Raw genomic sequence first — 25,054 nt, 5'->3', positions numbered from 1 at the left:
AAGTGATGTTTCCACGGTAACCATTATAAAAGAGGTGATAGAATGTCTGACAAAATAGTAGAAGAACGCGCAGCACAGATGCTTATTGTAGCCAGGACAAAAACCTATCATTCCTTGGATGAACTAGCAACCATTCTAGGAGTAGGAACTAGGACGGTACGGAATTATATTAAACAACTAAATAGCGATCTTGAAGGCGTTGCAACATTCGATAACGAACGGGGCAAAGGATTCAGACTTATTATCCATGACGTGAAAGCGCTCCAAGAATTAGAGGATCGCACCAACGCTACGAACTTGATGAATCCTAAAAACCGTATTGGATTCATTGTGGAACGTTTAATGAATAAAGAAGAAGCTTACACATTAGAAGATCTGGCAAGTGACATGCATCTTGGGCGCACGACTTTAGTCCATGAGTTGAAAAAAGCAGCTGTATCCCTGGAATCCTATCAACTGCTTATTCAAGGTACCCCTAATCGGGGCATGGAACTCGTTGGAAGAGAATTGGATTTGCGTTTTTATGTCCTGGATCACTTGTATCATTCACTCTATAGCCATTACCCGATAGACGATGATATTCGTTCGGCCATTGAGGAAATCACAAATCAATTCAATCTCGAGACTCCGACGCAAACAAAACTGTTGGAATTCACCACTATTATGCTTGATCGATTTCTAAAAGGGCACCCACTCCATGAGTTAGAAGAGAAGCATGAGTTATTAAAGGGAACATCTGATTATGAGATTGCAGCCAGGGTGGCAAAAGCGATTGAGAGCCGATTACCCATCACAATTCCTGAATCAGAAGTACTCTTCATCACCATCCCAATTGCCGGGAGGAGAACGCCCACAAGCAATAGGACATTGGCAGACATCACGATTACGGAGGATGTCAAAAAGCTTCTGGAACAAATGATTGAGCAAGTCGGCTTTAGTAAGGATGTCATACCTCAACATAAGGGCTTCTTCCAAGACCTGCAATATCATTTAACATTCATGCTCAACAGGCTGATCTTTGGATTGCGGTTAAAAAATGAGGGATTACCTGATGTAAAGGCAAAGTACCCAGTTGCATATAAAATGGCTGAACTTGCTGGGGAAGTTGTCCATAGCAGGTATGGTCTCGATGTACCAGAAGAGGAGCTTGGGTTCCTTGCCTATTATTTCGGGGTCTTTATAGGAAAAAGCAAACGCAAGGTTAACCGCATTACACGGACCGCAGTTGTTTGTGGGACAGGAAGAGGGACAGCTAAGTTAGTAGCCATTCAGCTAGAAGGCCTCTTGAATGATGGTACACAGATCGATCTCTATGCGGAAAGGGATGCAACAAAGGATATCTTAAATAGGTACGACATGGTATTTTCTACAATTTCATTATCCTTCAGGCTCGATGTACCTTTGATACAGATTACCGAAATTTTTGATGAGATAAAAGTGAAAAAGGAAATTGAAAAGGCCATCTACACTCAGCGTTTCAATATCCATGGTGAACCTCGCACATCCATAATGGCGCAATTGCTGGAAACAGATACTTTCTTCAGGTTAGATCAGTTCAAAACCTACGATCAAGCTCTCCATTACATGGTGAGTGAGATGGTGAGGATGGAGAAAGTTGATCAGGGATTTACCAAACGGTTAAAGGATCGTGAAGCCAAGGGATCCATGATCTTTGAGGGAGGTATTGCCTTTCCCCATACATTCCACTATCAATCTGATCATATCGAATTGGCTATCGGGGTTTTTCCGGACGGAATAATTGAACAAGGGAAGAACGTAAGTCTTGTCTTTTTATTAGGACTACCTGACACCCCAAAAGACCACAATGAGGATCTCATTGTGAAGATCTATGACGAAATTATTTCTGTAGTAAACCAAAAGCAGATGATCGATCAACTGAGTCAAGTGAAGTCATATGAAGATTTCATTACCATGATTGATCGAGGCTGGGAGGAAGTGTAATCATGCTAATCTACTTAATTGTATTAATTGGGGCTGCCTGGCTCATCCAAAGCATTTTGGGTTTTGTACAAATCAAACACTTTAATCAAAAATATGCTGAGATGAAAGCGCTAGGAAGAGTTGCGATAGGGAAGCGAACCGGTAAATTCCGGGCGGGTACCGTAGTGATGTTCACCATAGATAAAAAGAATAAAATTTTGAAGGCGGCTAAGATGCAGGGAGTTACAGTCTTTTCGAAGGTGAAGCCGTTAGATGGTTTTGAAGGAAAGTATTTACTCAAGATTTCACAACAAGATCTAGAAAAGCATAACAAGCTGACGAGGCTAGCCATTCAAGATGCATTAAGAAGCTATGACATTATCGCAAGCGGCGGAGAGCTGCAAGTGAAAAAAGGCTGGATTGATTATTTAATGCCTAAGAAAAAAGATATGAGAAGAGGGTGACGTAATGGATATTGTGATTAAATTTGCGGAAGGCTTCATGAACCTGTTCCGTACTGGTGGAGAAACCTTTGTTAACCTGGTTACAGACATTGTCCCATTGCTGATCATGTTGTTGGTCGCAATGAATGCGCTTGTAAGACTTGTAGGAGAAGAACGAGTCGAGAAACTCGCAAGAAAATCAGGAAAAAACCCCTTCACGCGGTATTTTATTCTCCCAATCATCGGAACGTTTGTATTAGCCAATCCAATGACATTGTCACTGGGGAGATTTCTGCCTGAAAAACATAAACCAAGTTACTATGCTGCGGCATCTTACTCGTGTCATACCCATAACGGACTTTTCCCTCACGTAAATCCAGGTGAACTTTTTGTCTTCCTGGGGATCGCAGCAGGTATTACGACATTAGGGCATGACGTGACAGAACTTGCCTTGCGATATTTCCTAGTCGGCATCTTCACAAACTTCTTACGGGGATGGGTTACCGATATGACGACGGCTTATGTAGCGAAGCAACAAAATGTAAAACTTAAAGATACGGTAAAACTGTAGAGGGTGGTGGAACAGATGGGTTATCAATCCATTAAGGTATCAAAAGGAAGCGGAGGTTTTGGTGGGCCTTTGACCATTACCCCGACAGCTGAGAAGAATAAAGTAGTTTATATCACAGGTGGACAAAGACCGGAAATCGCAGACAAGATAGCGGAACTAACTGGGTGCGAACTGGTCGATGGGTTTAAGACCACTGTACCTGAAAGTGAAATGGCGTGTGTCATCATCGACTGTGGAGGTACGTTGCGATGCGGCCTATACCCCCAGAAACGAATTCCGACCATTAATATTATGCCAACAGGACAAAGCGGGCCATTGGCAAAGCATATTACGGAAGATATCTACGTTTCAGGAGTAAAGGTAGAGACGATTCAGCTTGCTGAAGGTACAAATGTTCAACCGGTTCAAGACGATACTTCAGAAGCGACCATTAAACAACCAAAGTATAGTTCTGATAAAAAGATCAGTGAACAACAAAAACCTAAAGGACTTATGGCAAGAGTCGGAATGGCCATGGGATCGATCACTAGCGTATTTTATCAAGCTGGTAGGGATGCCATTGATACAGTCCTTAAGACGATCCTTCCATTCATGGCTTTTGTCGCTATGTTGATCGGTGTCATTCTTGAATCGGGTATTGGTGATGTATTTGCTAAGTTCTTATCGCCATTTGCAGGTTCCGTGTGGGGATTAATTGTCATAGCTCTTGTATGTTCTTTCCCTCTCTTATCTCCATTCTTAGGACCAGGGGCTGTTATTGCACAGGTTGTCGGTACATTAATTGGTGTAGAGATCGGTAAAGGGAATATTCCACCGCATCTTGCCCTTCCAGCATTGTTTGCCATAAACGCTCAAGCGGCAGCGGATTTTGTCCCTGTAGGATTAGGCCTGGCCGAAGCAGAGGTGGAAACCGTAGAAGTAGGAGTTCCTTCTGTTCTTTACTCGCGTTTCTTGACGGGGGCTCCGACCGTATTCATTGCTTGGCTTGCAAGCTTCGGATTATATGATTAATGGAGTGAAAGAGAAAGAGTCAGTACAAAGGAGAGAAAAGAATATGACAAAATTTGAAACGACCATTACTGGTATTGGCGGGTCTGTAACGGATTTCCTAGGTGAAAAAATGTACATTCTATTTGGAGAAAATGCTCCTGCAGAATTGGCTGAATACTGCCTGTTAATTGATCTGAACGGCGTGGATGGAGAGATCCTTGCAGGCGATACCCTTAAGATAGGTGAAGAAACATATAAAGTGACTGCTGTTGGGGAAGCAGTGAAACAAAATTTGTCCACGCTAGGACATATCACCTTGAAATTTGACGGCTCTACAGCAGCAGAGCTCCCGGGTACATTATATTTGGAAGATAGCGAAATCGGCTTGGTGCAGTCTGGAGACAGCATTTCCATCTATTCATAAGTAGACAATTTCATAGCTTAACTTTTGGAACTCCAATAGTTAAGCTTTTTTGGAGGTATAAGAATGAGATTAGTCATCGATTCAGCAGATACAAAATGGATTAAGAAACTAGTGGACTACTTCCCGATTGATGGTGTGACAACGAACCCCAGTATAGTTGTAAAGGAAAAGAAACCATTCCTCCCGCTACTCAGGGAGATCAGAAGTCTCATTGGAGACGATAAAGACTTATTTGTCCAAACCATTTCTACTGATGCAAAGGGAATAATCCAAGAGGCAGAGTCCATAGTAAACGCGCTATCTGGAAAAGTAGTAGTCAAAATTCCTGTCACGATGGAAGGAATTAAGGCCATCAAGCATTTACATTCTTTAGGCATAAGGACATTAGCCACTACGGTATATACACCAATGAACGCCTTCCTTGCTGCAAAGGCTGGTGCTGACTTTGTCGCCCCTTATGTCAATCGAATCGATAATTTATCAGGGAATGGTGTCAAAGTAGTGGAAGAAATCGAAGCGATTTTCCGAAAACATGAGTTGAAATGTGAAATCCTGGCCGCGAGCTTCAAGAATGTCCAGCAAATCCAACAGGTTTGCTTGGCAGGAGCACATGGTGTAACGGCAGCACCAGACTTGATGGAATCATTCATCAAAATCCCTTCAATTTCAAGTAATGTGGAAGACTTTAAACGGGACTGGGTCAGTCTTTACGGCGAAGAGCACTTGACCATCGAAGCTGAATGATGGAAGGAGGAATACGTGATGATAAAAGCAGTTGTCTTTGATTTTGATGGCCTGATTATCGATACAGAATATGCCTTGTATGAATCTTTTTGCGAGCTACTTAATATGAGTCCAAGCGAAATGCCTATTAAGGAATATGCCACTTATATAGGGACAGATTCTGGTGATCTATATGAATTTATCCGAACAAAGTCGAGGCACCCAATCTCGATTGAAGAACTGATGAAAAAATCGCATGCTCTGCACAAAGGGAAGCTTGAAGAACCTGTCTCACGTGATGGAGTAACCGAATACCTTGAAGACGCTAAGAAATCTGGACTTAAAATCGGTCTCGCTTCAAGCTCTAACCGAAAATGGGTAGAAACTTTCCTAGGTAAATTGGACCTCCTTCATTATTTTGATAGCATTCAAACAGCTGATGATGTAGAAAAGGTGAAACCTGACCCTGCTTTATATCATAAAGTCACCTCTCGGTTAGGAATCAAACCTTTTGAAGCGATAGCATTCGAAGACTCACTAAACGGCTCAAAGGCAGCTATTGCTGCAGGATTAAATTGTGTGATTGTCACCAATAGGATCACGGAACATCTTACGTTTGAAGGTTTTGATTTGATGTTGAGAAGTATGAAAGAGAGAAATCTTTCAGATGTAATTGACATAGTGGGGAAAAGTGTACGCAAGTGAAAATAGGATCTACTAAAAAGGAGTCTGTAGGGTCTATCTCGGCAGACTCCTTTTCATAGAGGATTCTTCTGGGCGGGCATGATCCCAGTCATACTCATGAATATGTGGGGGATCGTCTACCTCGTGGCACCATTTAAGTTTGAAAGATCCTATTTCTTATACATGGGTGTGTTGGGTGTCGCCGTAGCTTACTTATATTTCATCGTTTCCCAAAAATTAATGTATGTGCATGTAGGAGTGGAGGGGCCGCTTTATGCTGTGATCAGTGCCGTCCTTCTGGTTGCTGCTCTCGTATTTTTTCAAATCTTCAATTACCGGATGTTGTATTCCGGGACCTATGACAGGCTGGATGAGGATCCTTCAAGCTTCAATCTGTCCCCGATCATTACTGCGTCAATTATGGGATACATCGCGGCTCAATTCTTGATTTCTTTAACCGTGTCGAAGTCCTTTAAGATGATGGTATTGGTTGCAGCGTACTCTGTACTGATCCTGATCATGGCGTACATAGCTACATACCTGCACCGATACATGTATATCCTCCAAAATCCGGAGCAATTGAAGAGTATGTATTCAGGTTTTGGCCGGCCGAAAAAAGAACGAATGAGATAAAAAAAGAGCGGGAGCACTTAAGCATCCCGCTTTTCGTTTAACAAATCTTACAAAATACCCACCATCACCCGCACACTCTCTACTAAATCCCCTACAGACCAAGACGAAAGCTTCCTATTATCCAAAGCAAGCCCGTGATGCGCCGGAATATGGACGAATCCTGAGCGGATCTTCAGCTGATGTGTTTCGATATGATGCCTGGCGGCGTACATGATCTGGTTGCACAGATAGGTCCCGGCCGTATTTGAGATATCGGCGGGTAGTGATTGCTTGCGGAGCGCCATTTCAAACTCCTTGATGGGCAGGGTCGAGAAATACGCATCGGGGGCATCTTCGATGATTTTTTGCCCGTCATAGCGGTTTCCTGCGTTGTCGGGCTCTCCGTCCATGCAGTTGATGGCGATTCTCTCTGGGGTGATGCGGTTCCTTCCTGCAGCAAGTCCGAGGGACAGGACGACGTCAGGTTCATGCTCCTTGATGGCGTCGAGGAGGATGCCCGCCGACTGGGTGAAGTCGACGGGAAGGACTTTTCCGATGATGGTGTTCCCGGCAACGGTCGATCCGTCCAGCTGACGGACGATGATCTCAGTCGGGTTGGACTCCATGCCGAGGAAGGCTTCGAATCCTGTGAGTAAGACGTTCATCTCGCATCTCTCCTTTATTTCAGATACTGATCGAACCAATCGGTGATTTCATCGAGGCGGATGAGCCTCAGACCTGGTTTGCCGCTTCGTGACAGCTCGTGATTGGATTCCGGGAACCGGACGAAACGAGTTTCTTTCTTCAGTTGCTTCAATGCAATATACAGCTGTTCCGCCTGCTCGATTGGACAGCGAAGGTCGTTCTCGCTGTGAAGGATCAGGAGCGGTGTGTCTACGTTCTTCACATAGCGCAAAGGGGAGATGCGCCAAAGCTCATCGGGATCCTCGAGGATGGTCGTCTTATGCTCCCATTCCGTAAAGTAATAGCCGATATCGCTGACGCCGAAGAAGGAGATCCAGTTGCTGATCGAGCGCTGGGTGGCGGCTGCCTTGAAGCGGTCAGTCTGACCTACGATCCAGTTTGTCATGAAGCCGCCGTAGCTTCCTCCGGTGACACCGAGGCGATCTGGATCGATCCAGTCGAAGGTCTCGAGCGCCTGGTCCAGTGTCGTCATGACGTCTTCATAATCAATCCCCCCGTACTGGCCCCGGACGGCATCGACGAAGGTCTGACCGTACCCGTGGCTTCCCCTCGGATTCGTATAAAGGACGCCATACCCCTTGGATGCAAGCACCTGAAACTCGTGCATGAATCCGTAGCTGTACATGGCATGGGGACCACCGTGGATTTCCACGACAAGGGGGTGGATCGATTCATTGCTGCCAACAGGCTTCATGATCCATCCTTGAAGAACCGTTCCGGCCTCTGGCTGAATCGGGAATTCTTGAGGGATGGAGAGCTCGATATCCTTTAAAGCATCCTCGTTTTCCCACGAAAGTCTCTTCTCACCAGTAGAATCCAGGATGAATAGATCTCCCGGAATATCATATTGGCTGACGGCAAACAGGATGTTGTCCTGAGCGGAGTCCATGCTGAAGCCGTACACCTGACGCTTCCCATCGATGATCGTGGTGATCTCACGCTCCAATGTTATGCGGTAAAGGTTGGTGGCACCGCGGTCGCTCGCAGCGAAGTACAGCGCATGGCCATCCTTTGACCATAGGGCACCGCCGGCCGTCCCCGTCCCCATATCATTGATGGCCACATCGCTGCATTCCACGTCCCATTCCTCAGTAAGACAAGTCAATTCCCTCGTCTTTCGATCAAGCGTCCAAACCCTTGTGAGCGTTGAACCGGCATATGTCATATCATCTCCGAGAAGGGAAAGGGTATCTCCTTTCGGTGAATAGTTCGGCAAGCGCAAACGAAGGTCGCCGCTGGTGAGGACTTCCGCCTTCAGGGTTTCCAAGTCGAGCTCATAAACGTCAGAGAAGAAGGTCCTCTCATGATCGGCAGAGCGGTTGGCACAATAGGCTACCGTGGATCCGTCGGGTGAGAAGGCCGGAATTCCATGGTCATACGGTCCGCCTGTCAGCACGGTTTCCGTCCCCGTTTCAAGGTCTATAAGGACAAGCTGGCGATAGGTGCCATCGGAAAATCCTTCGGCATCGGATTTATATTGCATGCTCGTGGTGATAAAGGGCTTGAGCGTTGATTCTTCTTTGTTTTCTTCCGCTTTCCGCATTCCTTTACCCTCTTGTAAGGGAACCGTGGCGATGATCTTCTTTCCATCAGGCGACCAGACTGGCTGGGAAGCACCATGTTTGAACGAGGTAACCTCTCTTGCTTCTCCTCCGTCCGCGGCGATGCGCCAAAGCTGGCGTTTACCTGACCGGTCCGACACGAATACGATGTTCTTTCCGTCGGGCGACCACCTTGGCTGCGTATCGGAAGCGTCTCCTTGGGTGAAGGGAGAAATCTCTCCGGTCACGAGGTTGATATGATACAGATTGGACCGGTAACGTTCGTCATTGAGCACAGTCCTTTTGACAAACAGGGCCCGTTTGCCGTCGGGTGAAATCTGGGGATCGGAAATGAACGAAAAGTCGAGTAGATCCTTGGATAAAAGTCCTTTGGTCATCTTGATGTCCTCCTTATAATGACGGGTACGGTCACTCACCGAAAACTCGTACTCCGTTGATATAGGTGTGTTCCAATTGGTTCCTGAGGTCGAACGGCGTCCCGTTCCAGAGGACAAAATCCGCGTCCTTGCCGGCTTCCACGGTCCCTACCCGGTCATCTACGCCGAGATGCTTGGCGGCATCGGATGTGATGGCCTTCATGGCCTGCGCTTCGGTCAGTCCGTATTTCACGGAGAGAATCACGCTCGTCATCAGGTGCTCGATGGCAATTACAGGGTGATCGGTCGTAATCGAGAACGGTACATCAGCTTCGGCAAGGGCGAGGAGTGTGTTCCATCCCTTATCGGAGAGCTCCACTTTGGAACGCGGCGTCATGGTCGGTCCGACCGATACGCGAACATCGTGTTTCGCGATGAACGGAGCGATATGGTGACCTTCCGTACAGTGCTCGATCGTCACATCGAATCCGAACTCCCTTTTCAGGCGCAGCACCGTCACGATATCATCGGCGCGATGTGCGTGGACCCGCAATGGGATCTCTTTATCCAGCACTTTGACGATAGGTTCGAGTTCGGCATCGCGGCCGTTTTCCCCTGATGATACTTTCTTCTTATAGTTCTGCGCCTCGATGAACTTTTTTCGCAGGAGGCCGGCCACGCCCATACGCGTCGTAGGCATCCGGCCCTTTTCCCCGTGGAATCGCTTCGGATTTTCTCCCGTGGCTGCTTTCAGACCCGATGGATTCCGGATGACCATCTTATCGACGATGTCCCCCACCGTCTTCAGTACGCACATTTCCCCGCCGATCACATTGGCGCTTCCCGGCATGACCTGAACCGTCGTGACCCCTGCCCGTCTTGCATCTTCAAATCCGCGGTCCTTAGGATTAATCCCGTCAATCGCCCTGACGCCCGGGGTGGTGGCGGAGCTCGTTTCGTTGAAATCCTGTCCTTCTTTCCCAAGTCCCTCTTCATGGACCCCAAGGTGGGTGTGCACGTCGATCAGCCCCGGTGTGAAATACTTGTCCGCGGCATCAATCACTTCATATCCTTCCGGTACGGAATCAGCATCCACCGATACGAACTTCCCCTCTTTAATGAGAATGATGGAATTCTTCAGTTCCCTTCCTGTCCCGTCTACCCCTGTTACATTCGTTAAAGCTATCATGAAATAAATTCCCTCCTATTATCCAGAATTATCATTGCTTTCTGAAAATTTATTTTATATAATACCCTCTATACTCAAAATTTCCTTATAACGATAGTAATTGAAAAATTTAGTATTGTAAATGTTCGTTAATTTCAGATTCTGTACTGATATGGGTAATAAGTTTGAGAAATACGTTCGGGGAGTAGGGAAGCAAGTGGACTATCAGATCGATGAATTAGATCGTGGAATTATCAAAATGCTATCGAGGGATGGGAGAATTCCTTTTTCTGAAATAGCAAATGAACTGGAAGTAACAGAAAAAACCATCCGGCTCAGGTATAAAAATCTTGTGCAAAACGAAATCATTGAAGTCGTTGGTGTCGTCAATCCGATTGCCTTGGGGTTAAAGGCAGGCGCGATTATACAGCTGAAGGTGGGACAAGGGATGATCGAGAAGGTGAAAAACTCCCTCAGCCAGATCCGGGAGGTACGCTATATTACAATCACTTCCGGAGAGTATCCCCTCCTGATCCAGATCAACGTCCAGAATCAGGAAGACATCAGGGACTTCATCTTCAAGCTGGATAAGATCGAAGGGGTGATTTCCTATAACACCATCATCCAGCTCGAAAACTATAAGAATACGTTTGAATACTTATAAAAAAATGAAATGAGGGTTTCCTATGAAAATCTTTATCTCTGCAGACATGGAAGGGATATCAGGGGTGGCAACCAATCAGCAGCTGAAGACGCCTTCTGAATATCAGCGCTTCCGGCACCTGATGACCGCCGATGTGAATGCGGCCATTGAAGGAGCATATAATGGCGGGGCAACGGCCGTTGTCGTAGCCGACGGGCACGGGAATATGTCGAATCTATTAATCGAAGAACTGGATCCCCGTGCGACTCTCGTATCCGGCAACAACCGCGTCATGTGTCAGCTGGAAGGACTGGATGAAAGCTTCGACGGCATCATGTTCGTCGGCCACCACGGCCGTGAAGCGGGATCGGAACGAGCGGTCATCAGCCATACGCTTGCCGGCATTTGTGTAAATGAAATGAAAATCAATGGACAGGTTGTCGGGGAAACAGAGATGAATTCTCTCGTGGCAGGAAGCTTCGGCGTGCCGGCCATCTTCATCTCGGGTGACGATGCGTACGTCGCAGAAGTGAAGGAAACGTTGCCTTCGGTGAAAGCAGCCGTCACAAAACGTGCTGTGGACCGATTCGCAGCCGAGCTTCTCCACCCTGAAGTGGCACGGAAGGAAATCCGGGAAAGAGCGGAAGAAGCCGTGAAAGAAGCCAAACAGGGCGTACCATTGCAAACTGAGGGGCCCGTCACCTTCGACCTTGTACTGAAGGGATCACAGCAGGCGATGATGACTACGACGCTTCCGACGGTGGAATTGACCGGGCCGAGGAGCATCCGTTTCACCTGTGATGACATGGTCACGGCGTACAAGCATATGTGGGGATGTGTGATCATTGCCATGTCGGCGACCAATGGTGTGCTCGGCAGTGTGAACGCCTGATACAGAACAAAAAAACCTTGGAGGTGAGTGGATGTACATAGTTAAACGATTGTTCACCATGCTGATGACCATCTGGGTCATTGCCAGTTTGACGTTCCTGATCATGAAGATGATCCCGGGGGATCCGTTTGCTTCGGATGCCGATGTCCTGCCGCCTGAAGTGCTGCAGAATATGCGAGCGAAATACAATCTCGATGAGCCGATTGCCGTTCAGTATCTTCTATATATGAAGGACTTGGCCACTTTTGACCTCGGCATTTCCATCCAGTCGGAGACGCGTTCGGTCAATACGATCATTGCAGAAGGAGCACCGGCATCGGCCCTCTTAGGACTGCAGGCGCTTGTCATCGCCTTGGCGTTCGGTCTGTTGCTCGGCATTGTGGCTGCGCTCCATCATAATCGGGCACTGGATTATCTGTCCATGTTCATCGCCATCATCGGGATATCGGTTCCGAGCTTCATCCTGGCGCCGCTCCTGATCAAGTATTTCGCAGTAGAATGGGGCATTTTCCCCGTCGCTTCCTGGGGAACATGGCAGCACTCCATCCTTCCGTCACTGGCCCTGGCTGCGACACCACTCGCCGTCATCGCACGCTTCATGCGCTCAAGCATGCTCGAGGTGCTGAACCAGAACTACATCCGGACCGCCGATGCCAAAGGGTTATCGACGACCAAGCTTGTCATCAGGCACGGGATCCGGAACGCCATCCTTCCCGTGATTTCCTTTATCGGACCGCTGTTCGTCGCTTTGATCACCGGTACCTTCGTCATCGAGAAGATCTTTGCCATACCGGGTATCGGCCGCTACTTCGTCGACAGCATCTTCAACAGGGATTATCCCGTCATCATGGGGACGACGATTTTCTTCAGCACCCTTTTGGTGGTCACCCTGTTCTTGATCGACATATCCTACCGATTCATCGACCCGAGAATAAAACTTACGAGTGGAGGGGAGTAACATGGAAGCCAAACGAGTCGACGACTCCCTATTCCGTCCATTAGCCAACAAAACAGAACAGGAAGCAGCCGAACGCCCAAGCATGAGCGTATGGAAGGAAATGCTCCTGAATGTGATCAAGAACAAGATGTCCATATTGGGGCTATCACTGTTATTCGTCATCATTCTATTAGGTATCTTCGGACCCCATCTTGTACCGTATGACCCAGCAGGGCAGGACCTTGAGAAAACGAATATTGCGCCGAACGGGGATCACTGGTTCGGTACGGATGACCTCGGACGGGATGTGTGGTCACGAACCTGGTACGGAGCAAGAGTCTCCCTGACCATCGGTCTCATTGCTGCTGCCATTGATATCATCCTCGGTGTGACCATAGGCGGGATTTCCGGCTACATGGCAGGCCGCGGCAAGGTCGGTGACCGCATAGACAGCATCCTGATGCGCATAGTGGAAATCCTGTATGGCATTCCTTACCTGCTCATCGTCATTCTCCTCATGGTCATCATGGAACCAGGCATCACGTCCATCATCATTGCCCTTTCCGTCACAGGCTGGGTAGGGATGGCGAGGATCATCCGGGGACAGATCCTGCAGCTGAAGTCGCAGGAATATGTACTCGCGGCAGAAAAACTGGGGACCTCCCATTCAAAGATCATCTGGCGGCATCTCATTCCGAACACAGCCGGGATCATCATCGTCAACTTGACGTTCACGATCCCACAGGCCATCTTTGCCGAATCGTTCCTGAGCTTCCTCGGACTCGGTGTCCAGGCTCCTTTTGCCAGCTGGGGGACAATGGCAAACGATTCACTTGGTGTCATCCTAAGCGGCCAGTGGTGGCGTCTATTCTTCCCAGGCTTGATGATTTCCCTCACCATGTTCGCATTCAATGCGTTTGGCGACGGTCTTCAAGACGCACTGGACCCTAAATCGACTAAATAAGGAGGTGAACAGGATGGAACGTCTACTTGAAGTCAACCATCTGGAAGTCGGTTTTAAAACATACGGAGGCGAGGTCCAGGCAGTACGGGACGTATCCTTCCATGTGAACAAAGGAGAGATCCTCGCCATCGTCGGGGAGAGCGGAAGCGGGAAGAGTGTGACGGTGCAGGCCGTCATGGGGCTCATCCCAACCCCTCCGGGAAGGATCAAGCAAGGGGAAGTGTTGTTTGACGGGAGGGACCTCCTGAAGCTTTCCAAACGGGAGATGCAGAAGGTCAAAGGATCCCGGATCAGCATGGTTTTCCAAGATCCCATGACGTCCCTGAATCCGACGATGAAGGTCGGGAAGCAGATCGAAGAAAGCATCATCACCCATCAGAGCGTCAAACGGGATGAAGCGAAGAAGCGTGCTGTCGAGATGATCAGGAAGGTAGGGATTCCGAACCCTTCCGAACGCTACGAACAGTATCCCCACGAATTCAGTGGCGGGATGAGGCAGCGGATCATGATTGCCATCGCCCTTGCCTGTCATCCTGAAATCCTGATTGCCGATGAACCGACCACGGCCCTTGATGTGACCATCCAGGCCCAGGTTCTCGATCTTATGAAGGGACTGAAGGATGAGATGGGTACGTCGATCATCCTCATCACCCATGATCTCGGTGTCGTGGCCGAAACGGCCGAGCGTGTAGCCGTCATGTACGGTGGGCTGATCGTGGAGACGGCCACCGTCGAAGAGCTGTTCCATCGTCCGAAGCATCCATACACCTGGGGGCTGCTGGAGTCGATCCCTGATATTGAGGCAGCAGAAAAGGAGCGGCTTGTCCCGATTGAAGGTACACCTCCTGACCTATTTTCTCCGCCGAAGGGATGTCCGTTTGCTCCCCGCTGCAAGTACGCCATGGAAGTATGTGTCGAAGAGATGCCGCCTGCCTTTGCCATAGGGGAAGGCCATGAAGCGAAGTGCTGGCTGAACGATCCAAGGACCCCGGCACTCACGGAACTTGTCAGCGCAGGGAGGGAAGAGTGATGACCCACATCATAGAAGTAGACAAGCTGAAGAAGCATTATCCGATTGGAAAGGGAGCCGTCGTCAAATCGGTCGATGATATCTCCATCCAGATCAAGAAAGGTGAAACGTTTGGACTCGTCGGGGAAAGTGGAAGCGGGAAGTCCACCCTCGGGAAGACGATCGTAGGTTTAGAGGGGCCGACGTCAGGAACGATTCATTATAACGGTCGCGATATGACCAAGCTCGATAAGAAAGAGAAGAAGCGGGCTAACCGGGAGATCCAGGTGATCTTTCAGGATCCCCACGCCTCCCTGAACCCCCGCATGAGGGTAGGGGATATCATTGCTGAAGGAATTGATGCTCATCGATTGGCGAGGGGTAAAGCCCGTCAGGAAAGGGTGTATGAGCTCCTTGAAAAGGTCGGCTTGAAGCCGGAGCACGCCAAGCGATACCCTCATGAATTCAGTGGTGGACAACGTCAGCGGATCGGCATTGCCCGCGCCCTGGCGGTGGAACCGAAATTCATCGTCGCCGATGAACCGATTTCCGCCCTCGATGTTTCCATCCAGGCCCAGGTGATCAACCTCTTGGAGGACCTGAAGCAGGAAGAGGAGCTCACCTATCTCTTCATTGCCCATGATCTGGGAATGGTGAAGCATATCAGCGACCGTATCGGAGTCATGTATCTCGGCCGGATGATGGAGCTTGCAGACAGTGATGAACTGTTTCGCAACCCTCTTCACCCGTATACGAAAGCTCTGCTTTCAGCCATCCCCGTTGCGAATCCAACTGCAGCGAAAAGAGAGAAGATTGTCATTGAAGGGGATCCCCCGAGCCCTGTGAACCCGCCGAGCGGCTGCCGGTTCAGGACCCGTTGCCCCCATGCGACGGAGATTTGTGCGAAGCAGGTACCGGAGTGGAAAGAAGTAGAAAAGAACCACTGGACAGCGTGTCATCTATATTAAATGATTGAAGGAGGAACCCCGATGAAAAAATGGACACAGAGTTTGCTTTTGGTCACATCCCTCGCCCTAGTGGCCGCGGGTTGCAGCAGTAAGGAGTCAGGAAGCGGAGCCGATGGAAAGGTGGCACAGGAAATTACGGTCAATGCCATGAGTGAGCCGCCTGATCTTGACCCGGCTCTTGCCACCGATACCACATCCGGATGGGTGATGGACCATGTATTCGAAGGACTGTATACGAAGGACAAAGAAGGAAAACCGGTCCTTGGAACGGCAAGTAAATCAGATGTATCAGAAGATGGGAAAACCTATACCTTCACGATTCGTGACGATGCCAAATGGTCCGACGGCAGCAATGTCACGGCAGAAGATTTCGAATATGCATGGAAACGCGTGCTGAACCCTGATACAGGAAGTTCGTTCGCATTCTACCTTTATTATCTGAAAGGCGCCGAGGATTATAACAAAGGCAAAGGGAAAGTGGAAGATGTAGGCGTAACAGCGAAAGATGAAAATACGCTTGTTGTGGACCTCGAAGCTCCCCTCAGCTACTTCGATGAACTATTGACCATGTGGACGTTTTATCCTGTGAAGAAGGATACCGTCGAAGAAAATAAAAACTGGGCGGCAGGCGCCGACACGTATGTGAGCAACGGACCGTTCAAGCTCACGAACTGGAAGCATGATAGTGAAGTGGTCATTGAGAAGAATAAGGAATACTGGGATAACAAAGTCGTCAATCTTGATAAAGTCACCTACAAGATGGTCAATGACGCTACCACCTACTATCAGATGTTCAAAACGAAAGAATTGGATTTGATCCAGACCCTTCCGTCTGATGTGGTAGCCCAGGAGAAGGACTCCAAGGAATATAGTGAAGTGCCATACTTCGGAACATATATGTACATGTTCAATGTCGACAAGGAACCGTTCACCAATGAAAAAATCCGTCGTGCGTTCACTTTAGCCGTTGACCGCGAGTCCCTCACGAAAAACGTCACGAAAGCCGGTGAAACACCTGCTTATGCCTTTGTACCAGGCGGGGTGGATACAGGCGATGGCGACTTCCGTGAACAGGGCGGAGCCTATTTCGAATCGAATGCCGAAGAAGCGAAAAAGCTCTTGGAAGAAGGTATGAAAGAGGAAGGCTGGAGCGAGCTTCCAGCTGTGACCCTCACGTATAACACATCCGAGAACCACAAGAAGATCGCAGAAGCCGTCCAGTCCATGTACAAGAAGAACCTTGGCGTCGATATCAAGCTTTCCAATCAGGAATGGAAGACCTATCTTGATACGACCCAGCAAAAGAACTTCCAGATGGCCCGAATGGGGTGGATCGGGGTTCTGGTGGATCCGGTCGTCATCCTTGACTACTACCTCGGAGACAGCCCGAACAACCGTACCAACTGGGTCAATGATAAGTACGACAAGCTGATGGCAGACGCCAAGGTGGAGCAGGATACAGCGAAACGCTACGATCTCCTTCATCAGGCAGAAGAAGTACTCATGGAAGACCTGCCGTTCAACCCGATCTATCACTATACGAATAACTATATGACCGCACAGAATTTCAAGGACATCGTGTATCCGGTCAACCGCTATCCGTACTTGAAATGGGCGGAGAAAGTATCGGAATAACAAGGCCAGTTCTCTGTTCCTTAGGTGGATGGAGAGCGAAAGGATAAAAAAGGGGGGATCTTGATGAAATGGAAGATGGGTCTTGCGATGGTCACCGTTTCCGGATGGGTGGCTGCTATCGGGTTGAAGCTTGGATCCAAAGCTGATTTAGCCGACGCTGCATTTCTGATCGGTCTCTGCCTTTTGATCCTGGGTGTCAGCTCGTTGATCATGAAGACAGGGTTCCTGACACCTGTCGTGGCGGGGTTTAAGATCATTGGAGAGCGGATGATCAGGAGGTCGCGATCCATGGAGCGAACGGATGACATGATCAAGAGAGATCATGATTTCCAGGCTTTCAAATCCACTCTTTCCACGCGGATCACCCAGAGTACATTCATCATGGGGGCTTGCTCCATTCTGATTTCGGTTGGAATACTGATCATCTGACCCCTCATCGCGTCTGGGAATAAAAGGTTGTGGTGAAGCAGCAAATGGTATTGTGTAATAACATACCGCTCATGATTTCCGTGCAAGACTACGCTTTCCGCGGGTAGCCCGTGAGCCTCCTCGGCAGGCTGTCTCACATCAGCTACACTTCCCGCAGGAGTCTTCGTCTTGCACTCCAATCAACCGCTAGAAACGATTAAATAGTCATGTTCATGAAACAAAGTAAAAACCCGAATTCATTTGCCTTATCGTAGGCAATTGAATTCGGGTTTTATTATGACTGAAACACGTTTGTCCCAGCCTTTTGATTATGCCGCTCGTCTGAATCTCGCTACATCATCCTTCAGGAGGATAAACAATGCCGGCACGATGAAGACGGCCAAGAATAGGATTTCCACCGCTTCAGAGTGCGTTTCCAGAAGCTCTACAATTCCTTCGGCAAACATTTCTCCGCCAAGGAAGACGAGGATGAGGCCCAGTGCTTTGAAAATCAGTGAAAGGTTAAGCTTGATCGTCGTCTTGAAGATCACATAGGCAACGAGTGCAGCCGCTACGATTCCGATGATGCTACCGAGAGCCACGGTACCGGCGCTTTCTGAGATCTTGGTCATGTTGAATACCATAAGCTCCATGCCTTCGCGGATGACGGACAGGAAGGCCAATAAGAATAAGCCGATTTTGGATGTAGAAGACTTCTCCGTTTGCCCTTTGATTTTGCCTGCTACCTGCTGATTGCGGTGGAGCCAAAGGATGAAGTAGGCAATCAAGCCTGCGGCCACGATCCTCATGACGGCCTCCATGATTTCTTCTGCTTCATGGGAAATGCTTTGTGCAAACGTGAATAGACCCCAGCCCAGGATCAAACTGCCGATGACACCTGTAATGGTACCAAACCCGACAACCTTGGCAAGATGCTTACGGTTCAGTTGTGAGAGCGTTGCCAAAATAATGCCGATGATCAAGGCCGCTTCCAGGCCTTCACGAAATGAAAGAAAAAGCGAATCCAACATATGTATTCCTCCGTATGGTATGAGTGCGTTGCTAAACTTTATAATAATGAGAATGATTATCAGTGTCAATGCTAAAAATAAAAAAAGATTTGGTCGATTTTGAGAGCTCAATCAAGTGACTGACAGCATCTGGAGGAATCAGTTGCGTGGCTTCTGCACAAGGAGGATCTTCCTTTGACAAATCCATTCAACGGGTCTACAATATATAACTATTCAAACATAATACTATCAAGCTACGATCGCTGTGGGTCACACTACAGCAGGAGCAGCTTCTGGAGAGACCGCTATTCAAGCGGCGCCGAAGGGTTCACAATCTCAGGCAAAAGGACAGAAGGGTACCGGGTATGGATTTTCCGAACGAGGGGAGATCTATATTTGATATTCTTTTCGACTCAGAGATTGGATGATTCCAATCTCTTTTTTTATTTTCGTTTCACGTGGAACATGTTGAGGAGGAGTTTGTTTTGGCACAACAAGAGTTAAAGAGGGATCTTTCCAATCGCCATGTACAGCTGATTGCGATCGGGGGTACGATCGGGACCGGGCTGTTCCTTGGGTCCGGTAAGGCGATACAATCGGCGGGTCCTTCCATCATCTTTGCGTATTTACTCGTTGGGATCGCCCTGTTTTTCGTCATGAGGGCACTCGGCGAGCTATTGCTTTCGAAAGCAGGGTATCAATCCATCACCGATATAGCGGAGGACTATCTCGGGTCATGGGCTTCGTTTGTCACGGGCTGGACGTATTGGTTCTGCTGGATCATGACGGCAATGGCCGATGTGATCGCCGTCGGGGTGTATGTGAATTATTGGTTTGACATTCCCCAGTGGATTCCGGCCGTGATCTGTCTGGTCATTCTTCTTGGGTTCAATCTTCTGACGGTCAAGCTGTTCGGTGAACTGGAATTTTGGTTCGCCCTGATCAAGGTCATTACGATCCTTGCCCTCATTGCAGTGGGCGTGGTCCTACTTGTCGTCGGGTTCAATACGGATGCAGGACCGGTGACCGTGACGAACCTGTGGGAGAATGGTGGCTTCTTCCCCAATGGGATGAGTGGTTTCCTTCTCTCCCTTCAGATGGTGATCTTTGCCTATGTAGGTGTGGAACTTATCGGGGTATCGGCGGCGGAAACGTCCAATCCGCAGAAGAATATTCCGTCTGCCATCAATAAGATTCCCCTGAGGATCCTATTCTTTTACGTAGGGGCCATCATCGTCCTGCTGTGTATCAACCCTTGGATGGAGCTGACTGCAGCAGAGAGTCCGTTTGTGAAAACATTCGGTCTGATCGGGGTACCCTGGGCTGCCGGGATCATCAACTTCGTGGTTCTGACATCGGCGGCGTCCGCCTGCAACAGCGGGATGTTCTCTACGAGCCGGATCCTCTTCAATCTTAGTAAAGGAAAACAGGCGCCAGCCAGACTGGGAAGATTAAACCGGAACCATGTTCCCAGTTCTGCCCTATTGGTCTCCACGGTGGTCGTATCGGTCGGTGCGTTGCTCAGCAAGCTCATCCCAGATCAAGCCTTTGGGATCGTCACGACGATCAGTGCCATCTGCTTCATCTGGGTGTGGGGCATCATTCTCGTGTGTCATATTTTGTACCGAAGGAAGCGTCCTGATCTCCATGAGAAGTCGAGCTTCAAAGCACCGTTCACCCCGCTGGTGAATTATCTTGTACTACTGCTGTTCGCCGGCATTCTTGTCATCATGTTTTTCGCAGACGAAACAAGGCCGGCACTTCTCCTGACTCCACTATGGTTTATCATGCTGTTCTTCCTCTACGGTAAACGGTCAAAAAAAGCGTAGAATGATCGAGAGACAATCTGACAAGGTTGTCTCTTTTTTCCTGTTTATTCTTATATAATAATAGTATTAACCTTTGATTATTCAGATAGTTCTTAAAACTATCTGTATGTCTATGTAAGAAAATGCTAATATAACTATATAATCAGATCTGCAGAAGGGGTAGAAAGATGTGGTTGATTTTGTAAGGAAGTACATAGGGGTGCAAGTTTTGTTCATTGCCGTTGCTACGGCATTATCAGGGGAACTGAGGATTTCCCCTTTTGGATGGGAGTTCAGATTTGGATTAGGCAGCATTGTTTTTTTTTGTTGATGATCCTTATGAACCACGTGCCCATGGTGAGGACGGGAATCGTCACCGGGATCATGGTAGCGGTATTCAGGACGCTAACCAGCCATATGTTTATTGCGGACCCAGGAACATTTTTTGACGCCTTGTTGATACATATTCCCGCGATGTTCTATTACATTACCTTTGCTATAGGGTTGAGTTTGATCCCATTGGACTGGATCAAGTCAAAGCTGTTGATCCTCGGTGTGTCGGTGGTCGGGATCGATGTAGCATCGAATGTGGTGGAAATCGGGTTAAGAAAGTGGCTGATGGAGACGACGCCGCTCCTATGGACGGAGTGGTCCATGCTTGTGCTTGTTGCGGTGATACGCGTGTTTTTTGTGATTGGTCTCTACGCCAATATCATTCTTCATCAGCTCAGGGCGCTTCATCAAGAACAGCAGCTCCGGTATGAGAAGATGCTCACAGTGGGATCAAGTTTGTACAGTGAGAGTTTTTATATGAATAAAATGATTGATTCCATAGAAGAATTAACGCTGAATAGCTATCGATTTTACAAGGAGCTGAAAGCGGAAGGGCTAAACCTTTCGAGCGCCAAGGCACTTGAGATGGCGGAAGAAACGCATGAATTGAAGAAGGATGCCCAGCGCATCATGGCCGGTTTGAAGAAGCTGAATGGTGAGACGGAGATCGGTGCTTCAATGGGCATGGTGGAAATCATGGATTTCGTGAAGAAGGCGAATGAGCAATACAGTCGATGGTTGGGGAAAAACATCATCTTTATCTTTGAGAGTAAGGGGCAGGAATATAGGACGAACCGGCATCTTGCTCTGTTGACTGTCCTGAACAACCTTGTGGCAAACGGAGTGGAGGCCATTCCTTCAGAAGGCACGGTGAAAGTAGAAATACTGGATGAAGGGGCACTCACCGTCTTCATCGTAACGGATTCAGGCGGAGGGATCAGAGAGGATGAAATGGATTTCATCTGTGAACCTGGCTTCACAACAAAGTTCAATCAGGAAGGAGTCGCGGCGACAGGCATAGGTCTGTCCCATGTGAAAAATATACTGGAGTCTCTGGATGGTAAGATGGATGTCCGCTCAATAGAAAAAGAAGGAACGACATTCACCTTGAAGATACCGAAGCAGACTTTACTGAACGGGGGAGAATATGCATGATTTCGTATTGTATTGTAGATGATAATGCAGCTAACCGTCGGATGGTGGAATCAATCATTGAACAAGGGGGGTTGGGGAGAATCATCGGGAGTGCGGCAGGTGGAGAGAAGGCTATCGAGCTCATATTGGAAGAACTGCCAGATGTCGTACTGATCGATTTATTGATGCCCGAGCTTGATGGAATCGAAATGATCAGGATCCTGAAAGAAAGAGGCTACCATGGCAAATTCGTCATGATCTCACAGATCAACAATAAAGGGATGGTGGGAGAAGCCTATCAGGAAGGCATTGAGTTTTTCATCCATAAGCCTATTAATTCCGTTGAGGTGGAAGCCGTTCTGAAACGTGTGACGATGCAGATGAATCTGAACAGCTCCATCATCGAAATCCGAAAGTCATTGGCAGGCATCGGGATGCTGCAACAGGTAACCAAGACAGAGAAACCATCCATAAAAGATTCGGTTTCTAAGATCCTGAAGGAGATGGGGATCATGTCTGAGAAAGGAAGCCGTGATTTGCTAATTGCATTGGATATTCTCATGAAGGATGATGATTTGATTGAACTGCCGCCGTTGAGGAGATTGTACGAGATGATTGCGAAGCGGATCAAAGTAACGGAGGACGAAGTGAAAAAAGAAACTAAGGCGGTGGAACAGCGCATTCGCAGGGCGGTGTGTACGGCCTTGAAAAATATGGCCTCCATCGGTCTCACCGATTATACACACCCTACCTTTGAACGCTATGCCCCCCTCTTCTTCGACTTTGAAGATGTGAGACGGAAGATGAGGGAGCTTGAAGAAGGAATGGAAGAAAGTCAGGCAAAGGTCAACGTCAAGAAATTCTTCCAGGTCTTATATCTGGAGGTAGCCGAAGGGCTGGAAAGCGTAAAGAGGTGAGTCCTTTACGTGTGCTTGGCTTCGAACCGCTTGGCAGACAGGGACAAGAGATAATTCACCGTGAAGTACATGAGTGCGACGAGGATGAAGATCGGGATGACGTAATCCTGGTTGCCCCCATTGATGATACGTGCATGGTGCATCAGCTCCGGCAGGGAAATAACGACAGCCAGAGATGTGTCCTTCAACAGGGCGATGAACTGACTGACCGTCGGTGGAACCATGCGCTGCAAAGCTTGGGGCAGCACGATCAGGCGAAGGGTTTGGACATAGTTCAGACCTGATGATCGTGCCGCTTCAATCTGCCCTTTATCAATGGAATTGAGACCGCTCCGTACCAACTCGGAAATCAGGGCGGCTTCGAAGATCGTCAATCCTGCGATGGCAGCGGTGATCGTGTCCAGATCGATGCCCACTTCAGGCAGAGCGAACTTCATGAAGAAGATGATCAGCAGCAGCGGTAGGTTCCGGATGATATTGACCACGAAAGCTAAAATCTGTGAAAGGACGGGTACTTTGGCATACCGTATTATGGCAATGAGCGTCCCGAGTGTGAAACTGAGGACGATGGCAATGGCAGCCACCCTCAGGGTCATCAGGAATCCGGATAATAAGAAGGACACGTTATCTGCAGAATAGGCACCTATGAAATCCATGAATGTTCCCTCCTTATTGATGACTGGCCGACATACGGCGTTCTAGGTACTCGACAGCGAAGCTGAGCGGTATGGTGATGACAAGATAGAATAAGGCAACGATAATGTACACGCTGAATACGACATATGTATGCAGGCTGACCAGATCGGCATAATACATCAGGTCCAATCCGGCGACGACGCCGAGGATGGATGAGTTCTTGACCAGGTTCAATGATTGGTTGCCAAGTGGAGGTATGACGACCTTGATCGCCTGTGGCAGAATAATCAGGCGCATTGTCTGGAAATAGGTAAGACCAGATGAACGTGCGGCCTCCGTCTGGCCTTTCGGAATGGATAGAATACCAGCCCGTATGGCCTCTGCAATGAATGAGGCAGTATAGATGATCAGTCCCATCGTTCCAGCGGCAAATCCTCCAAAACGGAATCCATAATAAAATAGGAAGACGATTAATAGCAGGGGAATATTGCGAATGAATTCGACATAGGCTGCACCGAACCAGTTTAATGGTTTGATGGGGGCGATTCGAAAGACCGCGATGATCGTACCGAGGAGAAAACTTCCTGCAAGTGCGACCAAGCTGGCTAAGAGGGTATTCCGGAATCCTTCAAAGAACATATCCCAGTAGTCTACTAGAATGGTAAAGTTAATCACGATAGGTTCCTCCCATTTTAAAGTAGAAGGATAAGGGGTAGGACCCGCTTATCCTTCCAGGCATATGATCAGTTCGGTTTTTTACCGATCCACTTCTCGTAGATTTTGTCATACTCCCCGTTGTCCTTCAGGTTTTCTAACACTTTATTGATTTCTTTTGCCAGTTCATCATCGCCCTTTTTCACGGCAATTCCGTAAGGCTCATCCGTGAAGATGTCCCCGACTACTTCATAGTCCGCATCTTGTTGCTCCATACCGTAAAGAATGGCGTTATCCGTTGTCAGTGTGTCACCTTGTCCGGATTTCAATGCAAGGAAGGCTTCTTGATAGTTTTCGAATTCCAGTACTTCTGCATCAGGTGCTTTTTCACGGATGTTGATGGCGGATGTTGATCCTTTAACGGCAAGGACCTTCACGCCTTTTTTGACATCATCGATGCTTTGGATCTTACTTCCTTTTTTCACAAGGAGTGATTGTCCTGCTTCGAAGTAGACATCAGAGAATCCGACTTCTTTTTTACGTTCTTCTGTAATTGTCATCGTAGCGACGATGGCATCGATATCCCCTTTATTCAGCATTGGGATACGGGTTTTGGATGTTACTTCGACCAGCTCGATTTTGCTTTCATCACCGAGGATATCCTTTGCGATGGCTTTAGCAATGTCGATGTCGAATCCTTCTACTTCTTTAGAAGACGGATCTTGAAGACCGAATAGCTTGGTATCATACTTTACGCCGACTACGAACTTATCTCTCTCTTTAATGGCTTCGAGGGCCGATTGCTTTTTGTCACCTGACGTTTTGTCCCCGCCTCCGCAGGCTGCCAAGGTGAAGAGGAGAACGAGTGCCAACAAGCCTAAACCTAATTTCTTTTTCATCATTTTGAACCCCTTTCTTGTCCATGTA

At 48.2% G+C, this 25,054-nt stretch carries 26 protein-coding genes and 1 riboswitch; of the genes, 19 read left to right on the top strand and 7 right to left on the bottom strand.

Going from position 1 to position 25,054, the window contains the following annotated elements; all coding sequences use genetic code 11:
- Window positions 1–42 precede the first annotated feature (42 nt).
- From ABJ225_RS17290 to ABJ225_RS17255, 8 genes are all read left to right on the top strand, one after another.
- Entirely contained in the window at window positions 43–1,962 is a 1,920-nt protein-coding gene (locus ABJ225_RS17290; protein ID WP_347321199.1) for a BglG family transcription antiterminator, read from the top strand.
- A gap of 2 nt (window positions 1,963–1,964) precedes the next feature.
- A complete protein-coding gene (locus tag ABJ225_RS17285) occupies window positions 1,965–2,405 on the top strand; it encodes a transcriptional regulator GutM (protein WP_148985911.1) in 441 nt (146 codons plus the stop codon).
- 4 nt (window positions 2,406–2,409) lie between these two features.
- Window positions 2,410–2,955, top strand: coding sequence for a PTS glucitol/sorbitol transporter subunit IIC (srlA, locus tag ABJ225_RS17280; protein ID WP_048004621.1), 546 nt, complete (start codon window positions 2,410–2,412; stop codon window positions 2,953–2,955).
- Window positions 2,956–2,970: 15 nt separating this feature from the next.
- The gene (gene srlE / locus ABJ225_RS17275; RefSeq protein WP_347321198.1) at window positions 2,971–3,966 is read left to right on the top strand and encodes a PTS glucitol/sorbitol transporter subunit IIB; all 996 of its coding nucleotides are present in this window, start codon (window positions 2,971–2,973) and stop codon (window positions 3,964–3,966) included.
- A 43-nt stretch (window positions 3,967–4,009) separates the two neighbouring features.
- Window positions 4,010–4,369, top strand: coding sequence for a PTS glucitol/sorbitol transporter subunit IIA (locus ABJ225_RS17270; RefSeq protein WP_347321197.1), 360 nt, complete (start codon window positions 4,010–4,012; stop codon window positions 4,367–4,369).
- A 63-nt stretch (window positions 4,370–4,432) separates the two neighbouring features.
- The gene (locus ABJ225_RS17265; protein WP_347321196.1) at window positions 4,433–5,113 is read left to right on the top strand and encodes a transaldolase family protein; all 681 of its coding nucleotides are present in this window, start codon (window positions 4,433–4,435) and stop codon (window positions 5,111–5,113) included.
- 21 nt (window positions 5,114–5,134) lie between these two features.
- Window positions 5,135–5,797 carry an HAD family hydrolase gene (locus ABJ225_RS17260; protein WP_347321224.1) on the top strand — a complete coding sequence of 221 codons (663 nt, stop codon included), beginning with the start codon at window positions 5,135–5,137 and terminating at the stop codon, window positions 5,795–5,797.
- Between the two features lie 78 nt (window positions 5,798–5,875).
- Window positions 5,876–6,409, top strand: coding sequence for a hypothetical protein (locus ABJ225_RS17255; protein WP_347321195.1), 534 nt, complete (start codon window positions 5,876–5,878; stop codon window positions 6,407–6,409).
- 47 nt (window positions 6,410–6,456) lie between these two features.
- Here the strand turns inward: ABJ225_RS17255 and ABJ225_RS17250 are convergent, their stop codons facing one another.
- Genes ABJ225_RS17250 through ABJ225_RS17240 form a run of 3 tightly spaced genes read right to left on the bottom strand, consistent with a single transcriptional unit; the run spans window position 6,457 to window position 10,200 of the window.
- Window positions 6,457–7,053 (bottom strand): pyroglutamyl-peptidase I, encoded by a 597-nt coding sequence (locus ABJ225_RS17250; RefSeq protein WP_347321194.1) that lies wholly within the window; start codon window positions 7,051–7,053, stop codon window positions 6,457–6,459.
- A gap of 14 nt (window positions 7,054–7,067) precedes the next feature.
- Window positions 7,068–9,032: a S9 family peptidase gene (locus ABJ225_RS17245; protein ID WP_347321193.1), complete on the bottom strand. Its 1,965-nt coding sequence runs from the start codon at window positions 9,030–9,032 to the stop codon at window positions 7,068–7,070.
- Between the two features lie 31 nt (window positions 9,033–9,063).
- The gene (locus ABJ225_RS17240) at window positions 9,064–10,200 is read right to left on the bottom strand and encodes an amidohydrolase (RefSeq protein WP_347321192.1); all 1,137 of its coding nucleotides are present in this window, start codon (window positions 10,198–10,200) and stop codon (window positions 9,064–9,066) included.
- 151 nt (window positions 10,201–10,351) lie between these two features.
- Between ABJ225_RS17240 and ABJ225_RS17235 the strand changes: the two genes are divergently transcribed.
- The 8 genes from ABJ225_RS17235 (at window position 10,352) to ABJ225_RS17200 (ending at window position 17,656) form a co-directional block, all read left to right on the top strand.
- On the top strand, window positions 10,352–10,843 hold the full coding sequence (locus tag ABJ225_RS17235; RefSeq protein WP_222115318.1) for an Lrp/AsnC family transcriptional regulator: 492 nt from the start codon (window positions 10,352–10,354) through the stop codon (window positions 10,841–10,843).
- A 22-nt stretch (window positions 10,844–10,865) separates the two neighbouring features.
- Entirely contained in the window at window positions 10,866–11,714 is an 849-nt protein-coding gene (locus tag ABJ225_RS17230; protein ID WP_347321191.1) for a M55 family metallopeptidase, read from the top strand.
- A gap of 31 nt (window positions 11,715–11,745) precedes the next feature.
- Window positions 11,746–12,672 carry an ABC transporter permease gene (locus ABJ225_RS17225; RefSeq protein ID WP_079513972.1) on the top strand — a complete coding sequence of 309 codons (927 nt, stop codon included), beginning with the start codon at window positions 11,746–11,748 and terminating at the stop codon, window positions 12,670–12,672.
- Window position 12,673: 1 nt separating this feature from the next.
- On the top strand, window positions 12,674–13,615 hold the full coding sequence (locus ABJ225_RS17220) for an ABC transporter permease (RefSeq protein WP_347321190.1): 942 nt from the start codon (window positions 12,674–12,676) through the stop codon (window positions 13,613–13,615).
- A gap of 13 nt (window positions 13,616–13,628) precedes the next feature.
- Window positions 13,629–14,645, top strand: a complete 1,017-nt coding sequence (locus ABJ225_RS17215; RefSeq protein WP_218246810.1) for an ABC transporter ATP-binding protein — start codon at window positions 13,629–13,631, stop codon at window positions 14,643–14,645.
- A complete protein-coding gene (locus ABJ225_RS17210) occupies window positions 14,645–15,592 on the top strand; it encodes an ABC transporter ATP-binding protein (protein ID WP_481900637.1) in 948 nt (315 codons plus the stop codon). The genes ABJ225_RS17215 and ABJ225_RS17210 overlap by 1 nt, the downstream gene beginning before the upstream one ends.
- Before the next feature lie 21 nt (window positions 15,593–15,613).
- On the top strand, window positions 15,614–17,227 hold the full coding sequence (locus tag ABJ225_RS17205) for a peptide ABC transporter substrate-binding protein (protein ID WP_347321188.1): 1,614 nt from the start codon (window positions 15,614–15,616) through the stop codon (window positions 17,225–17,227).
- A gap of 63 nt (window positions 17,228–17,290) precedes the next feature.
- The gene (locus ABJ225_RS17200; protein WP_347321187.1) at window positions 17,291–17,656 is read left to right on the top strand and encodes a DUF3899 domain-containing protein; all 366 of its coding nucleotides are present in this window, start codon (window positions 17,291–17,293) and stop codon (window positions 17,654–17,656) included.
- 308 nt (window positions 17,657–17,964) lie between these two features.
- On the opposite strand, the gene ABJ225_RS17195 is transcribed toward ABJ225_RS17200, so the two are convergent.
- On the bottom strand, window positions 17,965–18,666 hold the full coding sequence (locus ABJ225_RS17195; RefSeq protein ID WP_218246806.1) for an FTR1 family iron permease: 702 nt from the start codon (window positions 18,664–18,666) through the stop codon (window positions 17,965–17,967).
- A 262-nt stretch (window positions 18,667–18,928) separates the two neighbouring features.
- Window positions 18,929–19,007, top strand: a riboswitch (glycine riboswitch).
- A 123-nt stretch (window positions 19,008–19,130) separates the two neighbouring features.
- Between ABJ225_RS17195 and ABJ225_RS17190 the strand changes: the two genes are divergently transcribed.
- The 3 genes from ABJ225_RS17190 to ABJ225_RS17180 all read left to right on the top strand — a co-directional run bounded on the left by ABJ225_RS17190 (window position 19,131) and on the right by ABJ225_RS17180 (window position 22,837).
- Entirely contained in the window at window positions 19,131–20,474 is a 1,344-nt protein-coding gene (locus ABJ225_RS17190; RefSeq protein WP_048015790.1) for an amino acid permease, read from the top strand.
- Window positions 20,475–20,783: 309 nt separating this feature from the next.
- Window positions 20,784–21,941: a sensor histidine kinase gene (locus ABJ225_RS17185; protein ID WP_187427004.1), complete on the top strand. Its 1,158-nt coding sequence runs from the start codon at window positions 20,784–20,786 to the stop codon at window positions 21,939–21,941.
- A complete protein-coding gene (locus ABJ225_RS17180; RefSeq protein ID WP_347321186.1) occupies window positions 21,938–22,837 on the top strand; it encodes a response regulator in 900 nt (299 codons plus the stop codon). Before ABJ225_RS17185 ends, ABJ225_RS17180 begins: the two co-directional genes overlap by 4 nt.
- A 5-nt stretch (window positions 22,838–22,842) precedes the next feature.
- On the opposite strand, the gene ABJ225_RS17175 is transcribed toward ABJ225_RS17180, so the two are convergent.
- The 3 genes from ABJ225_RS17175 to ABJ225_RS17165 all read right to left on the bottom strand — a co-directional run bounded on the left by ABJ225_RS17175 (window position 22,843) and on the right by ABJ225_RS17165 (window position 25,029).
- Window positions 22,843–23,493, bottom strand: coding sequence for an amino acid ABC transporter permease (locus tag ABJ225_RS17175; protein ID WP_048015789.1), 651 nt, complete (start codon window positions 23,491–23,493; stop codon window positions 22,843–22,845).
- A gap of 13 nt (window positions 23,494–23,506) precedes the next feature.
- Window positions 23,507–24,148 carry an amino acid ABC transporter permease gene (locus ABJ225_RS17170; RefSeq protein ID WP_048015788.1) on the bottom strand — a complete coding sequence of 214 codons (642 nt, stop codon included), beginning with the start codon at window positions 24,146–24,148 and terminating at the stop codon, window positions 23,507–23,509.
- Between the two features lie 68 nt (window positions 24,149–24,216).
- On the bottom strand, window positions 24,217–25,029 hold the full coding sequence (locus ABJ225_RS17165) for a transporter substrate-binding domain-containing protein (RefSeq protein WP_048015787.1): 813 nt from the start codon (window positions 25,027–25,029) through the stop codon (window positions 24,217–24,219).
- Between the last annotated feature and the right edge of the window lie 25 nt (window positions 25,030–25,054).

Source organism: Rossellomorea sp. RS05 (assembly GCF_039822645.1).
In the GTDB taxonomy this organism is placed as follows: Bacteria; Bacillota; Bacilli; order Bacillales; family Bacillaceae_B; genus Rossellomorea; species Rossellomorea marisflavi_B.
Note: the sequence above shows the minus strand (reverse complement) of the source record. Positions and strands in the feature narration are given on the sequence as shown.